Source organism: Mesoterricola sediminis (genome assembly GCF_030295425.1).
Lineage (GTDB): Bacteria > Acidobacteriota > Holophagae > Holophagales > Holophagaceae > Mesoterricola > Mesoterricola sediminis.
On record NZ_AP027081.1, the window covers coordinates 2,687,655 to 2,702,237 of the forward strand.

Annotated in this window: 15 protein-coding genes and 1 pseudogene; 14 read left to right on the plus strand and 2 right to left on the minus strand. The window is 71.0% G+C overall.

Annotated elements, in window-relative coordinates:
- Positions 1-2: 2 nt before the first annotated feature.
- Positions 3-224: an FmdB family zinc ribbon protein gene (locus tag R2J75_RS11830; protein ID WP_279342731.1), complete on the minus strand. Its 222-nt coding sequence runs from the start codon at positions 222-224 to the stop codon at positions 3-5.
- A 78-nt stretch (positions 225-302) separates the two neighbouring features.
- Here R2J75_RS11830 and R2J75_RS11835 point away from each other — a divergent pair, with 78 nt between their 5' ends.
- The 11 genes from R2J75_RS11835 (at position 303) to R2J75_RS11885 (ending at position 10,647) form a co-directional block, all read left to right on the plus strand.
- Complete coding sequence (locus R2J75_RS11835; RefSeq protein WP_243333216.1) at positions 303-2,009, plus strand: FAD-dependent oxidoreductase; 1,707 nt, start codon at positions 303-305, stop codon at positions 2,007-2,009.
- A 3-nt stretch (positions 2,010-2,012) separates the two neighbouring features.
- Positions 2,013-2,954, plus strand: a complete 942-nt coding sequence (locus R2J75_RS11840) for a YeiH family protein (protein WP_316410244.1) — start codon at positions 2,013-2,015, stop codon at positions 2,952-2,954.
- 43 nt (positions 2,955-2,997) lie between these two features.
- The gene (locus tag R2J75_RS11845) at positions 2,998-3,363 is read left to right on the plus strand and encodes a response regulator (RefSeq protein WP_316410245.1); all 366 of its coding nucleotides are present in this window, start codon (positions 2,998-3,000) and stop codon (positions 3,361-3,363) included.
- 151 nt (positions 3,364-3,514) lie between these two features.
- Positions 3,515-3,838 carry an ArsR/SmtB family transcription factor gene (locus tag R2J75_RS11850; RefSeq protein ID WP_243333211.1) on the plus strand — a complete coding sequence of 108 codons (324 nt, stop codon included), beginning with the start codon at positions 3,515-3,517 and terminating at the stop codon, positions 3,836-3,838.
- A gap of 11 nt (positions 3,839-3,849) precedes the next feature.
- Positions 3,850-5,151, plus strand: coding sequence for a TolC family protein (locus R2J75_RS11855; RefSeq protein ID WP_243346554.1), 1,302 nt, complete (start codon positions 3,850-3,852; stop codon positions 5,149-5,151).
- A 3-nt stretch (positions 5,152-5,154) separates the two neighbouring features.
- Positions 5,155-6,159, plus strand: a complete 1,005-nt coding sequence (locus R2J75_RS11860) for an efflux RND transporter periplasmic adaptor subunit (protein ID WP_279342021.1) — start codon at positions 5,155-5,157, stop codon at positions 6,157-6,159.
- The gene (locus R2J75_RS11865) at positions 6,156-9,452 is read left to right on the plus strand and encodes an efflux RND transporter permease subunit (RefSeq protein ID WP_243333206.1); all 3,297 of its coding nucleotides are present in this window, start codon (positions 6,156-6,158) and stop codon (positions 9,450-9,452) included. Before R2J75_RS11860 ends, R2J75_RS11865 begins: the two co-directional genes overlap by 4 nt.
- Positions 9,449-9,865, plus strand: coding sequence for a thioredoxin (gene trxA / locus R2J75_RS11870; protein WP_243333205.1), 417 nt, complete (start codon positions 9,449-9,451; stop codon positions 9,863-9,865). Before R2J75_RS11865 ends, trxA begins: the two co-directional genes overlap by 4 nt.
- Before the next feature lie 9 nt (positions 9,866-9,874).
- Complete coding sequence (locus R2J75_RS11875; RefSeq protein ID WP_243333197.1) at positions 9,875-10,087, plus strand: YgaP family membrane protein; 213 nt, start codon at positions 9,875-9,877, stop codon at positions 10,085-10,087.
- Positions 10,084-10,272 carry a DUF6132 family protein gene (locus R2J75_RS11880; RefSeq protein ID WP_243333195.1) on the plus strand — a complete coding sequence of 63 codons (189 nt, stop codon included), beginning with the start codon at positions 10,084-10,086 and terminating at the stop codon, positions 10,270-10,272. Before R2J75_RS11875 ends, R2J75_RS11880 begins: the two co-directional genes overlap by 4 nt.
- A 9-nt stretch (positions 10,273-10,281) precedes the next feature.
- Positions 10,282-10,647 (plus strand): rhodanese-like domain-containing protein, encoded by a 366-nt coding sequence (locus R2J75_RS11885; RefSeq protein WP_243333193.1) that lies wholly within the window; start codon positions 10,282-10,284, stop codon positions 10,645-10,647.
- Between the two features lie 21 nt (positions 10,648-10,668).
- Here the strand turns inward: R2J75_RS11885 and R2J75_RS11890 are convergent, their stop codons facing one another.
- The gene (locus R2J75_RS11890; protein WP_316410247.1) at positions 10,669-12,453 is read right to left on the minus strand and encodes a sulfatase-like hydrolase/transferase; all 1,785 of its coding nucleotides are present in this window, start codon (positions 12,451-12,453) and stop codon (positions 10,669-10,671) included.
- 202 nt (positions 12,454-12,655) lie between these two features.
- On the opposite strand from R2J75_RS11890, the gene R2J75_RS11895 reads away from it, so the two are divergent.
- From R2J75_RS11895 to R2J75_RS11905, 3 genes and pseudogenes are all read left to right on the plus strand, one after another.
- Positions 12,656-12,991 (plus strand): ArsR/SmtB family transcription factor, encoded by a 336-nt coding sequence (locus tag R2J75_RS11895; protein WP_243333190.1) that lies wholly within the window; start codon positions 12,656-12,658, stop codon positions 12,989-12,991.
- A gap of 115 nt (positions 12,992-13,106) precedes the next feature.
- Positions 13,107-13,834, plus strand: a pseudogene (locus R2J75_RS11900) (IS5 family transposase).
- Positions 13,835-13,970: 136 nt separating this feature from the next.
- Positions 13,971-14,390, plus strand: a complete 420-nt coding sequence (locus tag R2J75_RS11905) for a GxxExxY protein (RefSeq protein ID WP_316410248.1) — start codon at positions 13,971-13,973, stop codon at positions 14,388-14,390.
- Positions 14,391-14,583: the final 193 nt, after the last annotated feature.

The window sequence follows — 14,583 nt, forward strand, 5'->3', positions numbered from 1 at the left end:
TGTTACCGGGCGAAGGGACACCCCCCGCCGGAGCAGCAGCCGCCGCCCGGGGGCATCGCCGGCGCGGTGCCGCCTCCCACGGCCACGGCGGCCGCGGAGAGGCGCCGCGCCATGCCCGCCTTCGCGCCGCAGGCGGGGCAGTCATGGGTCGCAGGGGCGTCCATGCGCTCGAGGCGCTCGTGACGCTCGCCACACCCTCGGCATTCATACTCATAAATGGGCATTGGACCTCCCGGATGGAACCTATATAATCATTCAATCACCCAGGCATGCAACTGCCTGCCAGGCTCTTTGAGGGCATCATGAACAGTTCCAAACGGATTGTCATCGTCGGCGGCGTCGCCGGCGGCGCCTCGGCCGCGGCCCGGGCCCGCAGGCTCTCGGAATCGGCCGAGATCACCCTCTTCGAGCGCGGGCCCTACGTGTCCTTCGCCAACTGCGGCCTGCCCTACCACATCGCCGGCGTGATCCCCGAGCGGAAGAAGCTCCTCGTCCAGACCCCCGAGAGCCTCATGGCCCGCTTCAACCTGGAGGTCCAGGTGAACACCGAGGTGGAAGCGGTGGATCCCGCCGCCCGCACCGTCACCGTCCGGAACCTCAAGACCGGCCAGACCCGCCAGGTGCCCTACGACGCCCTGGTCCTGAGCCCCGGCGCCGAGCCCGTGCGCCCCCCCATCCCCGGCGCCGCCGACCCGCGCGTGCGGACCCTGCGGAACATGGGCGACATGGACGCCATCCTCGCCGCCCTGGCCGACGCCCGGCGCACCCTCGTGGTGGGCGCCGGCTACATCGGCCTGGAGATGGCCGAGGCCTTCCGGCACCGGGGCCTGGACGTGGTGCTGGTGGAGCGGCTGGAGCAGGTCATGAGCGTGGCCGACCCCGACATGGTGGGGCCCCTCCACGACGAACTGCGCCGGAACGGCGTCGACCTGCGCCTGGGCTGCTCCGTGGAGAGCTTCGAGGCGGGGGCCGAGCTCAGGGCCCTCCTGTCCGACGGCAGCCAGGTGGCCTGCGACCTGGCCATCCTGGCCATCGGGGTGCGCCCCGAAACGGCCCTGGCCCGGAAGGCGGGCCTCGAGCTGGGCCCCACGGGCGGCATCCGGGTGGACGAGCACATGCGCACCAGCGAACCCGGCATCTGGGCCGTGGGGGACGCGGTGGAGGTGCGGGACGCGGTCCTGGACGGCCCCGCCCTCATCCCCCTGGCCGGCCCCGCCAACCGGCAGGGCCGCATTGCCGCGGACGACATCTTCGGCCGCCCCAGCACGTACAAGGGCACCCAAGGCACGGCCGTGTGCAAGGTCTTCGACCTGGCCTTCGCCATGACCGGCCAGACGGAAAAGGGCCTCCAGCGCCTGGGCGTCCCCTTTCGGAAGATCTACGTCCACCCCGCGGACCACGCCACCTACTACCCCGGGGCCCACCCCATCAGCCTCAAGCTCCTCTTCGAACCGGGCGAGGGCCACCTCCTGGGCGCCCAGGCCGTGGGCGCCGCCGGCGCCGACAAGCGCATCGACGTGCTCGCCACGGCCATGCGGGGCGGCCTCACGGTCTTCGACCTGGAGGACGCGGAGCTCTGCTACGCGCCCCCCTTCGGCAGCGCCAAGGACCCCATCAACATGGCCGGCTTCGTCGCCGCCAACGTGCTGCGCGGGGACGTGGCCCTGTGGGAGCCCGAGGAACTGGCCACCCTCCGGGAGGACCAGGTCCTGATGGACGTGCGGACCCTCACCGAGCACCGGGCCGGCACCATCCCCGGGGCCGAGCTGGCCCCCGTGGACGAGCTGCGGGACCGCCTGGACGACCTGGACCCCGCCAAGGAGTACCTGGTCTTCTGCCAGGTGGGCCTCCGGGGCTACGTGGCGAGCCGCCTCCTCTCCCAGCTGGGCTTCCGGGTGCGCAACCTCTCCGGCGGCTACAAGCGCTGGCAGATGTGGAAGGGCACGGCTGCCGGCCTGGCAGCGGAGCGCGCCTGCGGCGAGGATGGCACCTCGGCCTGCGGAGCCTGAGCCATGGACCGGACGACCCTGGCCCGCCTCCTCTGGCCCCTGGCGGCGGCCGCCACCCTCCTGCCCTGGACCGGATCGGCCACCGCCCTGGTGGGCGGCGCTCTCCTCGCCCTGCTCCTGGGCAACCCCTACCAGGCCCTCTTCAAGCGGTGGACCTCGCGCCTCCTCGCCTGGTCCGTGATCGGCCTGGGCGCGGGCATGGACCTGCGTGTCGTCCTCCGGGCCGGCTTCCACGGCCTGGGCTACACGGCCGTGACCATCCTCCTCACCCTGGCCCTGGGGATCTGGCTGGCCCGCCGCATGGGCGTGGCCGGCAACACGGGCATCCTCGTCAGCGCCGGCACGGCGATCTGCGGCGGCAGCGCCATCGCCGCCGTGGCCCCCGTCCTCTCCGCCGAGGAGCACGAGACCAGCGTCGCCCTGGGCACGGTCTTCCTGCTCAACGCCGCGGCCCTCGTGGTCTTCCCGGCCGTGGGGCACCTCCTCCACATGGACCAGGCGCCCTTCGGGTTCTGGTCGGCCCTGGCCATCCACGACACCAGCTCCGTGGTGGGCGCGGCCCTCTCGTACGGCCCCAAGGCCCTGGAGATCGCCGTCACCCTCAAGCTGGCCCGGGCCCTCTGGATCGTGCCCGTCGCCCTCGGCATCGGCCTGGTCCGCAAGGAGGGCGGCAAGGCCAAGGGCAAGCGGCCCTGGTTCATCCTCGGGTTCCTGGTCGCGGCCGCCCTGGCCACGTACGTGCCCGTCCTGCACCAGCCCGGCGTCATGGTCGCCCGGGTCGCCCGCCAGGGCCTCGTCCTCACCCTCTTCCTCATCGGGTCGGGCCTCACGGCCGAGACCCTCCGGAAGGTGGGCCTGCGTCCCTTCCTCCACGGCCTCCTCCTCTGGATCCTCGTGGGCGGGGCCACCCTGGGCGCCGTCCTGGCCGGCCTCCTCCACCCCTGAACCCGCCATTCCAACCGCCCCGGGGCGGTGCTAAGCTTCCGCCATGGCCCGCATCCTGGTGATGGACGATAGCGCATTCATGCGCACCCTCCTGAGGGGCGCCCTGGAGGCGGCTGGCCACGAGGTGGAGGACTTCCTGCCCATGAGCGCCCTCGAGGTGCTCAAGAAGACCAAGGAGTGGAAGCCGGACCTCGTCCTCACGGACTACCACATGCCCCTCATCAAGGGGGACGAGGTGGCGCGCATGGCCCAGCGCGGCTGCCCCGACGCCCGGATCCTGGTCCTGACGGCCACGCGCGATCCGGATGTGGAGGCCCGCCTGCGGCGCTCCGGCGCTTCCCTCGTCCTCTATAAGCCCATGGCGGCGCCGGAGGTGCTGAGGCATGCGGAGGAACTGCTGGCCCAATAGCGCCGGAAGGCCGCCCCGGGGCGGGGATCGTCCGCGCGGCCTCCGAGGCCCCGCCCGGGGGCCGTCGGACGGAGTATTCTTTTAGAGGAAAATAGTTGACAAGTGCTCCTTGAGTATTATCCTATAGTTGTATAGGCAAAGGAGTGACAGGTTGACCCTCTCGGCCCCCCTCATCTGCGATGTCAGCAAGCTCTTCGCCGCCCTGGGCGACGAGAGCCGGCTGCGCATCCTCAAGGTGCTCGTGGACGCCGGCCGCCCCATGGCCCAGGGGGCCGTGGCGGAGGCGGCGGGCCTGTCCCAGGCCAACGCCAGCAAGCACCTCATCCATCTGGCCCGGGTGGGCCTGGTGAACCGCGAGCCCAGCGGGAACCAGGTGCTCTTCACCCCGGTCACCCCCCTCGTCCCCGAGGTCTGCGACCTGGTGTGCGGCTTCGTGGCCCGCCGCATCCAGGACGCCTACTCATCCATGTCGTAGGAGCTGCGATCATGCCTTCCCTGCTGCGGATCCTTCCGCCCTTCCTCGCGCTGGTGGCCCAGGCCCAACAGCCCCTCACCCTGCCGGACGCCATCCGCCAGGCCTGGAAAGGCCAAACAGGCTTACAAGCTGGCGAGGCCCTGGCCGACAAGGCCCGGGCCGAGGCCGAGGCCCTGAAGGCCCTGCGCCTGCCCACGGTCTCCCTGGGCGTGGGCCTGACCCGGACCACCGAACCCATGCAGGTGTTCGGCACCCGCCTGGACCAGGCGCGCATCAGCCAGATGGACTTCATGCCCGACCGCCTCAATCACCCCGCCGCGATCACCGGCGGCGGCGCCACCCTCACCGTCCAGCAGCCCCTCTACGCGGGCGGGCGCCTCGACGCCGCCGCCCGGGCCGGGGCGGCCCTGGCCGGCAGCGAGACCGCGGCCCAGGGCTGGCGGCGCCAGCAGGTGGCCCTCGCCGTGGCCCAGGCCTACTTCGGCGCCCAGGTGGCGGACCAGGCCGTCCGCTACGCGGAGGACACCCTCCGGCAGGCCCAGGAAACGGAGCGGTTCGTGGCCGCCCGGGTCGAGCAGGGCCTCCTGCTCCGTTCCGAGGGCGAGCGCGCCAAGGCCTTCCGGGCCCAGAGCGAGGCGGGCCTGGCGGAGGCCAAGGCCCGGGCGGCTTCCGCCCGCTCGGCCCTGTCCCTCCTGACGGGCGTGGACACCGCGTCCGCCCACCTGAGCACCGACCTCGAAGCCCCCAGCGCCCCCCTCCCCGGCGGCCCCGGTCTGCGGGGCGACCTGGAGGCCGGCAAGCGGCTGGCCGAGGCCGCCCGGGCCGGCGTCGACGCCGCCAAGGGCGCCCTCCGGCCCGAGGTGGGCCTGAACCTCACCGCCGGCACCGCCCGCTACGCCCTGGGCGAGGGCGGCAACTGGACCACGGCCTCCGTGGGCGCCAAGTGGACCTTCTCCTTCGGCGACAGCCGACGGGTCAGCGCCGCCCGCGCCCAGGCCCGGGCCGCCGAACTGGGCCTCCAGTGGCAGACCCGCCAGGCCTCCCGCGAGGTGGAGGAGGCCCGCCGGGCCGTTGAGACGGCCGAGGCCAAGATCACCTTCGCCCGGACGGCCGTCGAGGCCTCCGAGAGCGTCCGCGCCATCCGCACCGCCCGGCACCGGGAAGGGCTGCTGCCCCTCGTCGAGGTGCTCGACGCGGAGGCGGGCCTCTCCGGCGCCCGCACCCTCCTGCTCGGCAGCCGCCTGGAATGGCGCGTCAGCCGCGCCCAGCTCGCCCTTGCCCTTGGTCAACCCATCGAAGGCGTCACGGAGTAGCCCATGAACCGCACCCTCCTCATCCTGCCCCTCACCGCTGTCCTGGCGGGCCTCGCCTGCGGCAAGCACGAGGCGCCCGCCCAGGCCCCCGCCCTGCCCACCGCCCGGGTGAAGCTGGCCGCGCCGGCCGGTACCCTGGACGGCGGCTGGATCGCCGCCACCCTCACCTCCACCCGCAAGGCCACCCTCTCCACCCGCATGGCCGCCTCCATCCGGCGCGTGCACGTGACGGAGGGCCAGCAGGTCGCCGAAGGCGCCCTCCTGGTGAGCCTGGCCGACGAGGACCTGCAGGGGGGCCTCAAGGCCGCCCAGGCCGCCGTGGACGCCGCCAGCGCCCACCACCGGCGCATCCAGAACCTGGCCAGGCAGAACGCCAGCACCCCCAGCGAGCTGGAGATGGCGGCCACCCAGCTGGCCCAGGCCCAGGCGGCCCTGGCCGGCGTGAAGGCCAACCTGGCCTACACCCAGATCCGCGCCCCCTTCGCCGGGGTCGTGCAGCGCCGCTACGCGGACGAGGGGGCCTTCGCGGGCCCCGGCATGCCCCTGGTGGACCTGGAGGGCCAGGGCGCCCTTGAACTGGAAGGCACCGTCTCCGAGCAGGAGGCCAAGAGCCTCCGCAGGGGCCTGAAGGTGAGCTTCGAGGCGGAAGGCGCCAAGGGCTCGGCCGAGATTTCGGCCCTCTCCACCGGCGGCGATCCGGTGTCCCACCGAGCCGCCTTCCGGGCCCGCGTCCTCGGCGGAGCCTGGCGCACCGGCGCCTTCGCCCGCATCCAGGTCCCCGGCATCAAGGCGGAAGGCCTCACCGTGCCCCGCACCGCCCTGGTCACCCGGGGCGAGCTGACGGGGGTCTTCGTGGCCCGGGACGGCAAGGCGGAGCTCCGCTGGCTCTCCCTGGGCGACGCGCGCGGCGAGGTGGTCCCGGTCCGGGCCGGCCTCACCGCGGGTGAACAGGTCATCGACACGCCCGGCGCCCTCACGGATGGGCAGCCCATCGAGGTGGTGAAATGAGCATGGAACCCACGCAGGTCACCGCGCGGCTGGGCCTCGCGGGCCGGCTCGCCAAGGCCTTCCTCCGCAGCAAGCTGACGCCCCTCCTCGTCTTCGCCTCCCTCCTCCTGGGCGTGATGGCCGTGGTGCTCACCCCCCGGGAGGAGGAGCCCCAGATCATCGTCCCCATGGTGGACCTGTACGTCCCCTACCCCGGCGCCAGTCCGAAGGAGGTGGAGTCCCAGGTCACCACACCGCTGGAGAAGCGCCTCTGGGGCATCCCCGGGGTGGAGTACCTCTACAGCACGAGCCGGCCCGGCATGGCCCTCCTCACGGTGCGCTTCAAGGTCAACGAGCCCCAGGAGCCCAGCCTGGTCAAGGTCCACCAGGAGCTCGCAGCCCATCCCGAGATCCTGCCGGCGGGCGCCATGAAGCCCATCGTCCGCCTCCAGACCATCGACGACGTCCCCTTCCTGACCCTCACCCTCCACGGCGAGGGCCAGACCCCGGGCCAGCTCCGCCGCCTCGGCGAGGCCCTGGCCCGCGAGTTGTCCACCCTGCCCGACACCGCCCAGGCGAAGGTGATCGGCGGCGCCCGCCGCATGGTCCGCATCGAGCCCGACCCGGACCGGCTCCGGGCCCTGAACGTCAGCCTGGCTGAGCTCCAGCCGGCGCTCCAGAGCGCCGAGGCCCAGCTGCCCGCCGGAGCCCTCGTCGACCGCGGGCGCCGCACCAGCCTGGAGGCCACGGGCTTCGTCCTGGAGGCCCGGGAGCTGGACCGGCTCGTGGTGGCCGTGCGCAACCAGCGTCCCATCTACCTGGCCGACGTGGCCCGCGTGAGCGACGGCCCCGATCCCGAACCCCCCGTCGTCCTCTTCGGGGCCGCCGGCAGCCTCGAGAACGCCGTCACCGTCACCCTCTCCAAGCGCGCCGGCGCCAACGCCACCGCCCTGAGCCACGCCGCCCTGGCGAAGGTCGAGGCCCTCCGGGGCGGCCTCCTGCCCCGGGCCCTCAAGGTGGACGTGACCCGCGACTACGGCGAGACCGCCGGCGACAAGAGCAACGAGCTCATCGAGCACCTGCTCATCGCCACCCTCTCCGTCATCGCCCTCATCCTCCTCGCCATGGGCTGGCGCTCCGCCGTCGTCGTCGGCGTGGCGGTCCCCGTGACCCTCGCCCTGACGCTGCTCCTCACCTACCTGTTCGGGTACACCCTGAACCGGGTGACCCTGTTCGCCCTCATCTTCTCCATCGGCATCCTGGTGGACGACGCCATCGTGGTGGTCGAGAACATCCACCGCCACATGCACCTGCCCGGGCCCCGGAAGAGCTTCGCGGCCACCGTCGTCGAGGCCGTGGACGAGGTCGGCAACCCGACCATCCTCGCCACCTTCGCCGTCATCGCCGCCATCCTCCCCATGGCCTTCGTGCGGGGCCTGATGGGCCCCTACATGCGGCCCATCCCCGTGGGCGCCAGCCTCGCCATGCTCTTCAGCCTGGCCATCGCCTTCGTCATCAGCCCCTGGGCCTCCCTCAAGATCTTCCGCAAGGAGGCCCAGCTCCCCGAGACCGACGCCAGCGGCCTCCACCCGGCCACCGTCGAGAACGCCCCGGCCGAACCCGGCCACGCCCACGACCACCCCGGGGAGGGCGCCGAGGACTGGGGCACCCGCGCCTACCGCCGGGTCATGCGCGCCCTGCTCACCAACGGACGCGTCCGGCTGGGCTTCTTCGTGGGCGTCGCCGCCCTCCTGGCCGGGGCCATGGCCCTCGTCGGCACCGGCGTCGTCAAGGTGAAGATGCTCCCCTTCGACAACAAGTCCGAATTCATGGTCCAGCTCGACCTGCCCGCGGGCACGCCCCGGGAGGACGCCCTCGCCCTGGGCCAGCGCGTGGCCAAGCGGCTCATGGCCGAGCCCGTCGTGCGCAACGTACAGGTCTACAGCCAGGAGGCGGCTCCCTTCACCTTCGTGGGCATGGTCCGCCACAGCTTCCTTCGCCAGGACGCCAGCATGATCGACGTCCAGGTGAACCTGGTGGGCAAGGGCGACCGCAAGGAGCAGAGCCACGCCATCGCCACCCGCCTCCGCCCCGAGCTGGAGAAGATCACCGTCCCCGCCGGCGCCCGGATGAAGGTGGTCGAGATCCCCCCCGGCCCGCCCGTGCTCGACACCGTCGTGGCCGAGGTGTACGGCCCCACCCCCGAGGAGCGCGCCCGCTACGCCTCCGAGGTCCTCAAGGCCTTCCGGGCCGTCGACGGTGTCGTGGACGTGGACTCCACCCTCAACCCCACCGACCCCAAGATCAGCCTCGTGCTTGACCGGGAGAAGGCCGCCCTCCACGGCGTCGCGCCCTCCCATGCGGTCCAGACCCTCTACATGGCGGGCCAGGGCCACGCCGCCGGCACCTTCCACGTCCTGGAAGGCGCCACCCAGGTGCCCGTGGTCGTCCAGCTCGCCCCCGAGCGGCGCCGCGAGCTGCGGGACCTCCTCCAGCTCACCGTCCCCGGCGCCCGGGGCCCCGTGCCCCTCTCCGAGCTCGTGACCGTGAAGGAGGGCCGCGAGGAGGCCGACATCCAGCACAAGAACCTCATGCCCGTCGCCTACGTGTTCGGCGACCTGGCCGGGACCATCGAGAGCCCCGTCTACGCCCTGGCGGCCCTCGGCAAGAAGATCGACGCCATCCCCGGCACCCACGGCAAGCCCGTCGTCCGCCTGGGCCTCAGCCACCCCGCCGCCACCGAAGACCTGGTCATGAAGTGGGACGGCGAGTGGCACATCACCCTCGAGGTCTTCCGGGACCTGGGCCTGGCCTTCGCGGCCGTCCTGGTGCTGATCTTCGTGCTCGTGGTGGGCTGGTTCGAGAGCTTCACGATCCCCTTCGTGATCCTCGTCCCCATCCCCCTCAGCCTCATCGGCATCATCCCCGCCCACGGGGCCCTGGGCGCCTTCTTCACCGCCACCAGCATGATCGGCTTCATCGCCGGCGCCGGCATCATCGTGCGCAACAGCATCATCCTCGTGGATTTCATCGAGCTCAAGCTCTCCGAAGGCATGGCCCTCGAGAGCGCCGTGGAGGAGGCCGGCGTGGTGCGGTTCCGCCCCATGCTCCTCACCGCCGCCGCCGTCATGGTCGGCTCCAGCGTGATGCTGGCCGACCCGATCTTCCAGGGCCTGGCCATCAGCCTGATGGCCGGCGAGGTGGCGGCGACCCTCCTGTCCCGGCTCGCCGTGCCCGTGCTCTACTACCTCGTCGCCCGCCGGGGCCGCGCCGCGGACCTCCAGCGGAAGGCCGCCTCCCAGGAGCTCCCATGAAATCCGCCCTCCCCTTCGTCCTCCTCGCGCTCGCGGCCGCCCTGGCCTGCGACCGCGCTTCCCGCACCACCCAACCCCAAGGAGCCTCCACCGTGTCCGCCGTCCAGACCCTCACCGCCGCCACCTTCCCCGCCGTCCGCGACCAGGCCAAGCCCGTCCTCATCGACTTCTGGGCCCCCTGGTGCGGCCCCTGCCGGACCCAGGGCCCCATCGTCGACCAGGTCGGGACCCAGGTCGGCGACACCGCCGTCGTCGCCAAGGTGAACGTGGACGACGAGCGCGCCCTCGCCGCCCAGTTCGGGGTCCAGGCCATCCCCACCCTGGTCGTCCTCAAGAACGGCCAGGTCGTCAACCGCTTCGTGGGCGTCCAGAGCGCGGACGTCCTCGCCGGCGCCCTCAACGCGGCGCGCTAAGGAGAGACCATGAACGTCGACCGCATCGTCCACATCGTCGCCGGGACCCTCGTCCTGGCCAGCGTCGCCCTCACCCGCTGGCACAACCCGAACTGGATCTGGCTCACCGTCTTCGTCGGGGCCAACCTCCTCCAGAGCGGCCTCACCAACTGGTGCCTGATGTCCAGCATCCTCGCCAGGCTGGGCGTGAACACCCAGGGCGCCTGCGGCGTGAAGCCATGACCCTCCTCCTCGCCAAGCGCATCGCCCTGGGCGTGCTGATCGGCGGCGGCCTGGGCTTCGCGTACCAGAGGCTCATCGGCTGCCGCACCGGCACCTGCCCCCTCACGGCCACGCCCCTGCGCGCCATCCTCTACGGCGCCGTCGTCGGCACCGTCTGGGCCCTCGGGTCCCGCTCCGGTTCCTGAAGGATCGCCATGCCGTCCCTGTCCACCTCCGACCTCACCCTCCTGGCCGCCCTGTTCATCGGGGTGGCCTGGTACCTCCTCATGCGGCGGCGGGCCCAGGCCGAGCCCATGACCCGCCAGCGGCTCCAGGAGCTGCGCCAGCAGGGCGCCGTCGTCCTCGACGTCCGGAGCCCCGGGGAATTCGCCGCGGGCCACGCCCCCGGCGCCCGGAACATCCCCCTGGGCGACCTCAAGGCCCGCCTGGGCGAACTGGACCGGACCCGGCCCGTCCTGGCCTGCTGCGCCTCCGGCATGCGCAGCGGATCCGCCTGCGCGATCCTCCGCAGGGCGGGCTTCACCGAGGTCCACAACCTCGGCCCCTGGACGAACCTCTGACCTGAGGGCCAGACCCGCCCCTCAGTCCGGCTCGGCCCCCGAACGCAGCAGGACGGGCATCGCCGCCAGCGTGCGGCGGACCCGTCCCCGCTGGGCGGGGGTGGGCTGGACCGGTTCCCAGCCGCCCGCCCTCTGCCCTTCCCAGGCCGTTCCCTCGCCCTTGACCCAGCGCCAGGTGGCCTGGGTACCGTCCCCCTCCTCCCACACCAGGCCCACGGTGCGGGGCCTCCGGACGCGGATCTCCCCCTGGTTGTCGGCCACCACCTGGCGCGGATAGGCCTTCAGCGGACGCAGGAGGCTGGCGCCCAGGTGGCCCGGGTCCGGATCCCCCAGGGCGTCCGCCAGGGTGGGCATCAGGTCCAGGTTGCTGGTGAGGCGGGTCCGGTTCGCCGCCAGCGCTTCCCGGGCCGCCCGTGGAAAGGCCCGGGGCAGCCGCATCCACAGGGGCACCTGCAGGGTGGCGGGCCGCAGATCCTCCTGGCGGGCGATCGCCGGCCCGTCGAAATTCTCACCGTGATCGGAGGTGGAGATGACCCAGGTGTCCTCCAGGTGCCCCGCCTCCTCCAGGCTCCGCAGGACCTCCTCCTGCAGGTGGTCCAGGTAGGCGATGGCGTTCCAGTACCGGGCCAGGGACGCCCGCCGGAGCGGAAGCACGGACGGGCGCAGGCGCGCCACGTCGTCGGCGGTCCAGGGCGTGAAACCGGGCACCTGCAGGTAGGGCGCGTGGGTGGCGTTGAAGTGGAGCACCGTGAGGGTGGGCCGGCCCTGGGTGCTCCGCAGCCAGTCCCGGAACCAGGGCAGGAGGTTGCCGTCCAGACAGCCCAGGTCGTTGACCAGGGGCAAGGGCTCCCGGTCCGCCGCGCGCCATTGATCCAGCCCGTCCACCAGGAGGAGGTCCGCCAGGTCCCCATCCTCCATGCGCTGGACGGAGAAGAAGGCGGTCGCCATGCCGTGGGCCCGGCCCCGGTGCCAGGGGAGCGGCGCCTGGTAGAACCCCTCCATGGGCTCGGCCGAGGCGACCCCCGTGAAGAGGGAGGGCAGGCACAGGTCCGTCATGGACGCCGAGGCGTAGGCCCTGGGGAAGGCCAGGATCTCCCCGCGGTCCAGGCGGGCCTTGAGGGCCGGGCGCAGCATGGGGTCCAGGCCGTCGGCGTTGAGGCTTTCGTTCACGATGAAGAGGATGTTGAAGGGTGGCGGCGGGCCCTGGGGCGCAGACGGACGGGTGAGCGTCATGGCCCGCACGAAGCCGCTGGCCCGCGCCCGTCGGGGGCTGAATTCCACCAGCGTCCTCAGGGCCATCACATCGGGGGCCATGCCGCGCCCGGTGGCGTCCACCCGCTGGAACCCCAGGAGGAGCCCGATGGCCAGGACCAGCCCCACCCCCTTCCAGAGCCGGGACCGGGGGGCGCCCGGAACCCCCCGGGCCACCCAGGCCACCCCGCCCGCCCCCAGGAGGACCGCCGGAAGGAGCCAGGGCCCGACGCGGTCCCGGGCCAGCACCCAGGCGTAATCCGGCCGATTGGCCATGAATTCCAGGGTGCCGGCGTTCGGATACGCGCCCAGGAACACCCGGTAGACCCCGGACAGGAGGGTCCAGGCCGAAAGGCAGGCCAGGAAGAACAGCAGCCAGCCCCGCCGGGACGCCAACGGCTGGAGGAGCCAGGGATGGTAGAAGGCCAGGGCGAAGAGCGGCGTCCACAGGAGCGGGGGCGCCAGGGTGGCCCAGGCCACGTCCCCCACGGCGAGGATCACCGTCACGTGGACGGCCAGGTGCAGCAGGATCCATCGGTTGAGCAGGGAGCGCATCCGGGGCTTCCGGTCGGAACGAAGGGAGGTCCGCGCAGGCCGGGGGCTGGGGATGCCGGAAGGCACGCCGGAACGGAGGGGTGTATGAGCAATTTATGCTGCCTCCCGCCCCTGTCAACGGCCCCGGGACCTGCCCGCCCGGAGGGCGCCTGGACAGGGGATGTCGCCGAACATATGATTGTATGCGCGTAACGGAGATTGAATGCCCCCCCACAAGGCCATGACCGACCCCATGATCGAAGAGGTGAGCCGCCTCTTCCTGGCCCTGGGGGACCCGTCCCGCCTGAAGATCCTCCGCTGCCTCCTGGAGAACGGCGAACCCATGAGCCAGGGCGCCATCGCCGAGTGCACCGGCCTGTCCCAGGCCAACGCGAGCAAGCACCTGGCCTTCCTCGTCCGGGTGGGCCTGGCCAGCCGCGAACCCCAGGGCAACGCCGTCTTCTTCTCCCCCGTCATGCCCCTGGTGGGCGACGTGTGCGACCTGGTCTGCGGCCACGTCCACGAGCGGGTGAAGGCCGCCTACCAGGCGCTGAACTAGGCTGTGTTCGGAATCTATAGATTAGATAAATAGTTAACTTGTACTCATACGTAAAGGCTCGTACACCACGAATTTTCCTGGGGTAACGATGCCGAGAAGTTTCCTGACCGATGCCATGCGGGCAAAGCTTGAACCGCTCCTTCCGCCAGAGCGTGGAGGGATGGGGCGATCCCGTCACCCCAACCGTCCCATGGTGGAGGCGATCCTGTGGAGGCACAGGACTGGGGCGCCGTGGAGGGACCTGCCGGAGGAATTTGGACCTTGGACAAGCGTGTACACGCGATTTGAGGCCTGGACCAAGCGCGGCGTGTGGCAAAGGATCCTGGAGTTCCTGCGCAAGGAAGCCGACCTGGAGTGGGTCATGCCGGATGGCACCATCATTCGCGCTCATCAACCTTCAGCAGGCAAAAGGGGGGGCTCTGGAACCAGGCGCTCGGACGATCTCGGGGTGGATGCTCGACCAAGATCCATTTGATCTGCGATGCCCACGGTAATCCTTTGGATTTCCTGGTCACTCCGGGGCAAGCCCATGAAAGCCGGTCTGCTGAAGGATTGCTGTGCGGTTGGCAGGCAGAGTACGTGTTCGGAGATCGGGCCTACGATGGGAACCCGGTAAGGAAGGCGATCGAGGCCATGGGTGCGACAGCCGTCATCCCACCTCATCCCCGGCGCAAGAATCCGGCGGCCTGGGACTCACACCTATACAAGGCCCGCCATGCCATCGAGCATGGGTTCGCCAAGCTCAAACAGTTCAGGGCGCTGGCCACCAGGTTCGACAAAACGGCGCGAAGTTTCTCAGCCCAGGTGGCTTTGGCCTGCATCGTGATCTGGCTGAGGCTATGAGCGGAGGGTGACAAGCGTTCCGGATCCTCATTGATCCTATGAAACGCGGAGGCGCGGAGGATCTCGCAGAGGGTCGCGGAGGAAAGCGCTCCTGGAACCTGCCACCTCCCAATGACACGTCCCAACGGGAGGCGTGATGGGAAGGCATTGGGGAGAGGTCGACGGGGAGGATCATCCGCACAAGGAGATCACCCAGGCCATCATCGGGGAGGCCATCGAGATCCAGAAGGCTCTGGGGCACGGACTCCTGGAAGATCCCTACAAGGTCTGTCTGGCGCACTCCCTGAGACTGGCCGGCCATAAGGTGAAGCGGGAGGTTTTCCTGGATATCGAGTGGAGGGGGCTTGTGGTTGAGCGGGCCTACCGGCTGGATTTGCTGGTTGACGACCTCGTGGTCGTGGAGGCTAAGGCGGTCGAGAAACTGATGGATGCCCACTTCGCGCAACTGAAAACCCAGCTGCGTTTCAGCGGAATGGAGGTCGGCCTGCTCCTCAATTTCCGTCAGTGGCCTTTCACAGACGGTGGAATCAAGCGGGTGATACATACAAGGGCTTGATCCTTTCTCCGCGAGCCTCAGCGAGATCCGCCGCGCCTCCGCGTTCCAATAGGATGCTGCGAATGCGCGGCGCCATCAGGCACTGCAGCACAGACTCACTATTCCAGCTCCTCCATGCTCCGGCACGGATGGGTATTAGCCATTACTATCCTAGATTACGAACACACCCTAGGGCCAATACTGTCGGTACAAG

What these genes read in the sequence shown, in the direction of transcription:
- R2J75_RS11830 (WP_279342731.1), bottom strand. Translation starts at nt 224, where the DNA reads ATGCCCATTTATGAGTATGAATGCCGAGGGTGTGGCGAGCGTCACGAG.
- R2J75_RS11835 (WP_243333216.1), top strand. Translation starts at nt 303, where the DNA reads ATGAACAGTTCCAAACGGATTGTCATCGTCGGCGGCGTCGCCGGCGGC.
- R2J75_RS11840 (WP_316410244.1), top strand. Translation starts at nt 2,013, where the DNA reads ATGGACCGGACGACCCTGGCCCGCCTCCTCTGGCCCCTGGCGGCGGCC.
- R2J75_RS11845 (WP_316410245.1), top strand. Translation starts at nt 2,998, where the DNA reads ATGGCCCGCATCCTGGTGATGGACGATAGCGCATTCATGCGCACCCTC.
- R2J75_RS11855 (WP_243346554.1), top strand. Translation starts at nt 3,850, where the DNA reads ATGCCTTCCCTGCTGCGGATCCTTCCGCCCTTCCTCGCGCTGGTGGCC.
- R2J75_RS11860 (WP_279342021.1), top strand. Translation starts at nt 5,155, where the DNA reads ATGAACCGCACCCTCCTCATCCTGCCCCTCACCGCTGTCCTGGCGGGC.
- R2J75_RS11865 (WP_243333206.1), top strand. Translation starts at nt 6,156, where the DNA reads ATGAGCATGGAACCCACGCAGGTCACCGCGCGGCTGGGCCTCGCGGGC.
- trxA (WP_243333205.1), top strand. Translation starts at nt 9,449, where the DNA reads ATGAAATCCGCCCTCCCCTTCGTCCTCCTCGCGCTCGCGGCCGCCCTG.
- R2J75_RS11875 (WP_243333197.1), top strand. Translation starts at nt 9,875, where the DNA reads ATGAACGTCGACCGCATCGTCCACATCGTCGCCGGGACCCTCGTCCTG.
- R2J75_RS11880 (WP_243333195.1), top strand. Translation starts at nt 10,084, where the DNA reads ATGACCCTCCTCCTCGCCAAGCGCATCGCCCTGGGCGTGCTGATCGGC.
- R2J75_RS11885 (WP_243333193.1), top strand. Translation starts at nt 10,282, where the DNA reads ATGCCGTCCCTGTCCACCTCCGACCTCACCCTCCTGGCCGCCCTGTTC.
- R2J75_RS11890 (WP_316410247.1), bottom strand. Translation starts at nt 12,453, where the DNA reads ATGCGCTCCCTGCTCAACCGATGGATCCTGCTGCACCTGGCCGTCCAC.
- R2J75_RS11895 (WP_243333190.1), top strand. Translation starts at nt 12,656, where the DNA reads ATGCCCCCCCACAAGGCCATGACCGACCCCATGATCGAAGAGGTGAGC.
- R2J75_RS11905 (WP_316410248.1), top strand. Translation starts at nt 13,971, where the DNA reads ATGGGAAGGCATTGGGGAGAGGTCGACGGGGAGGATCATCCGCACAAG.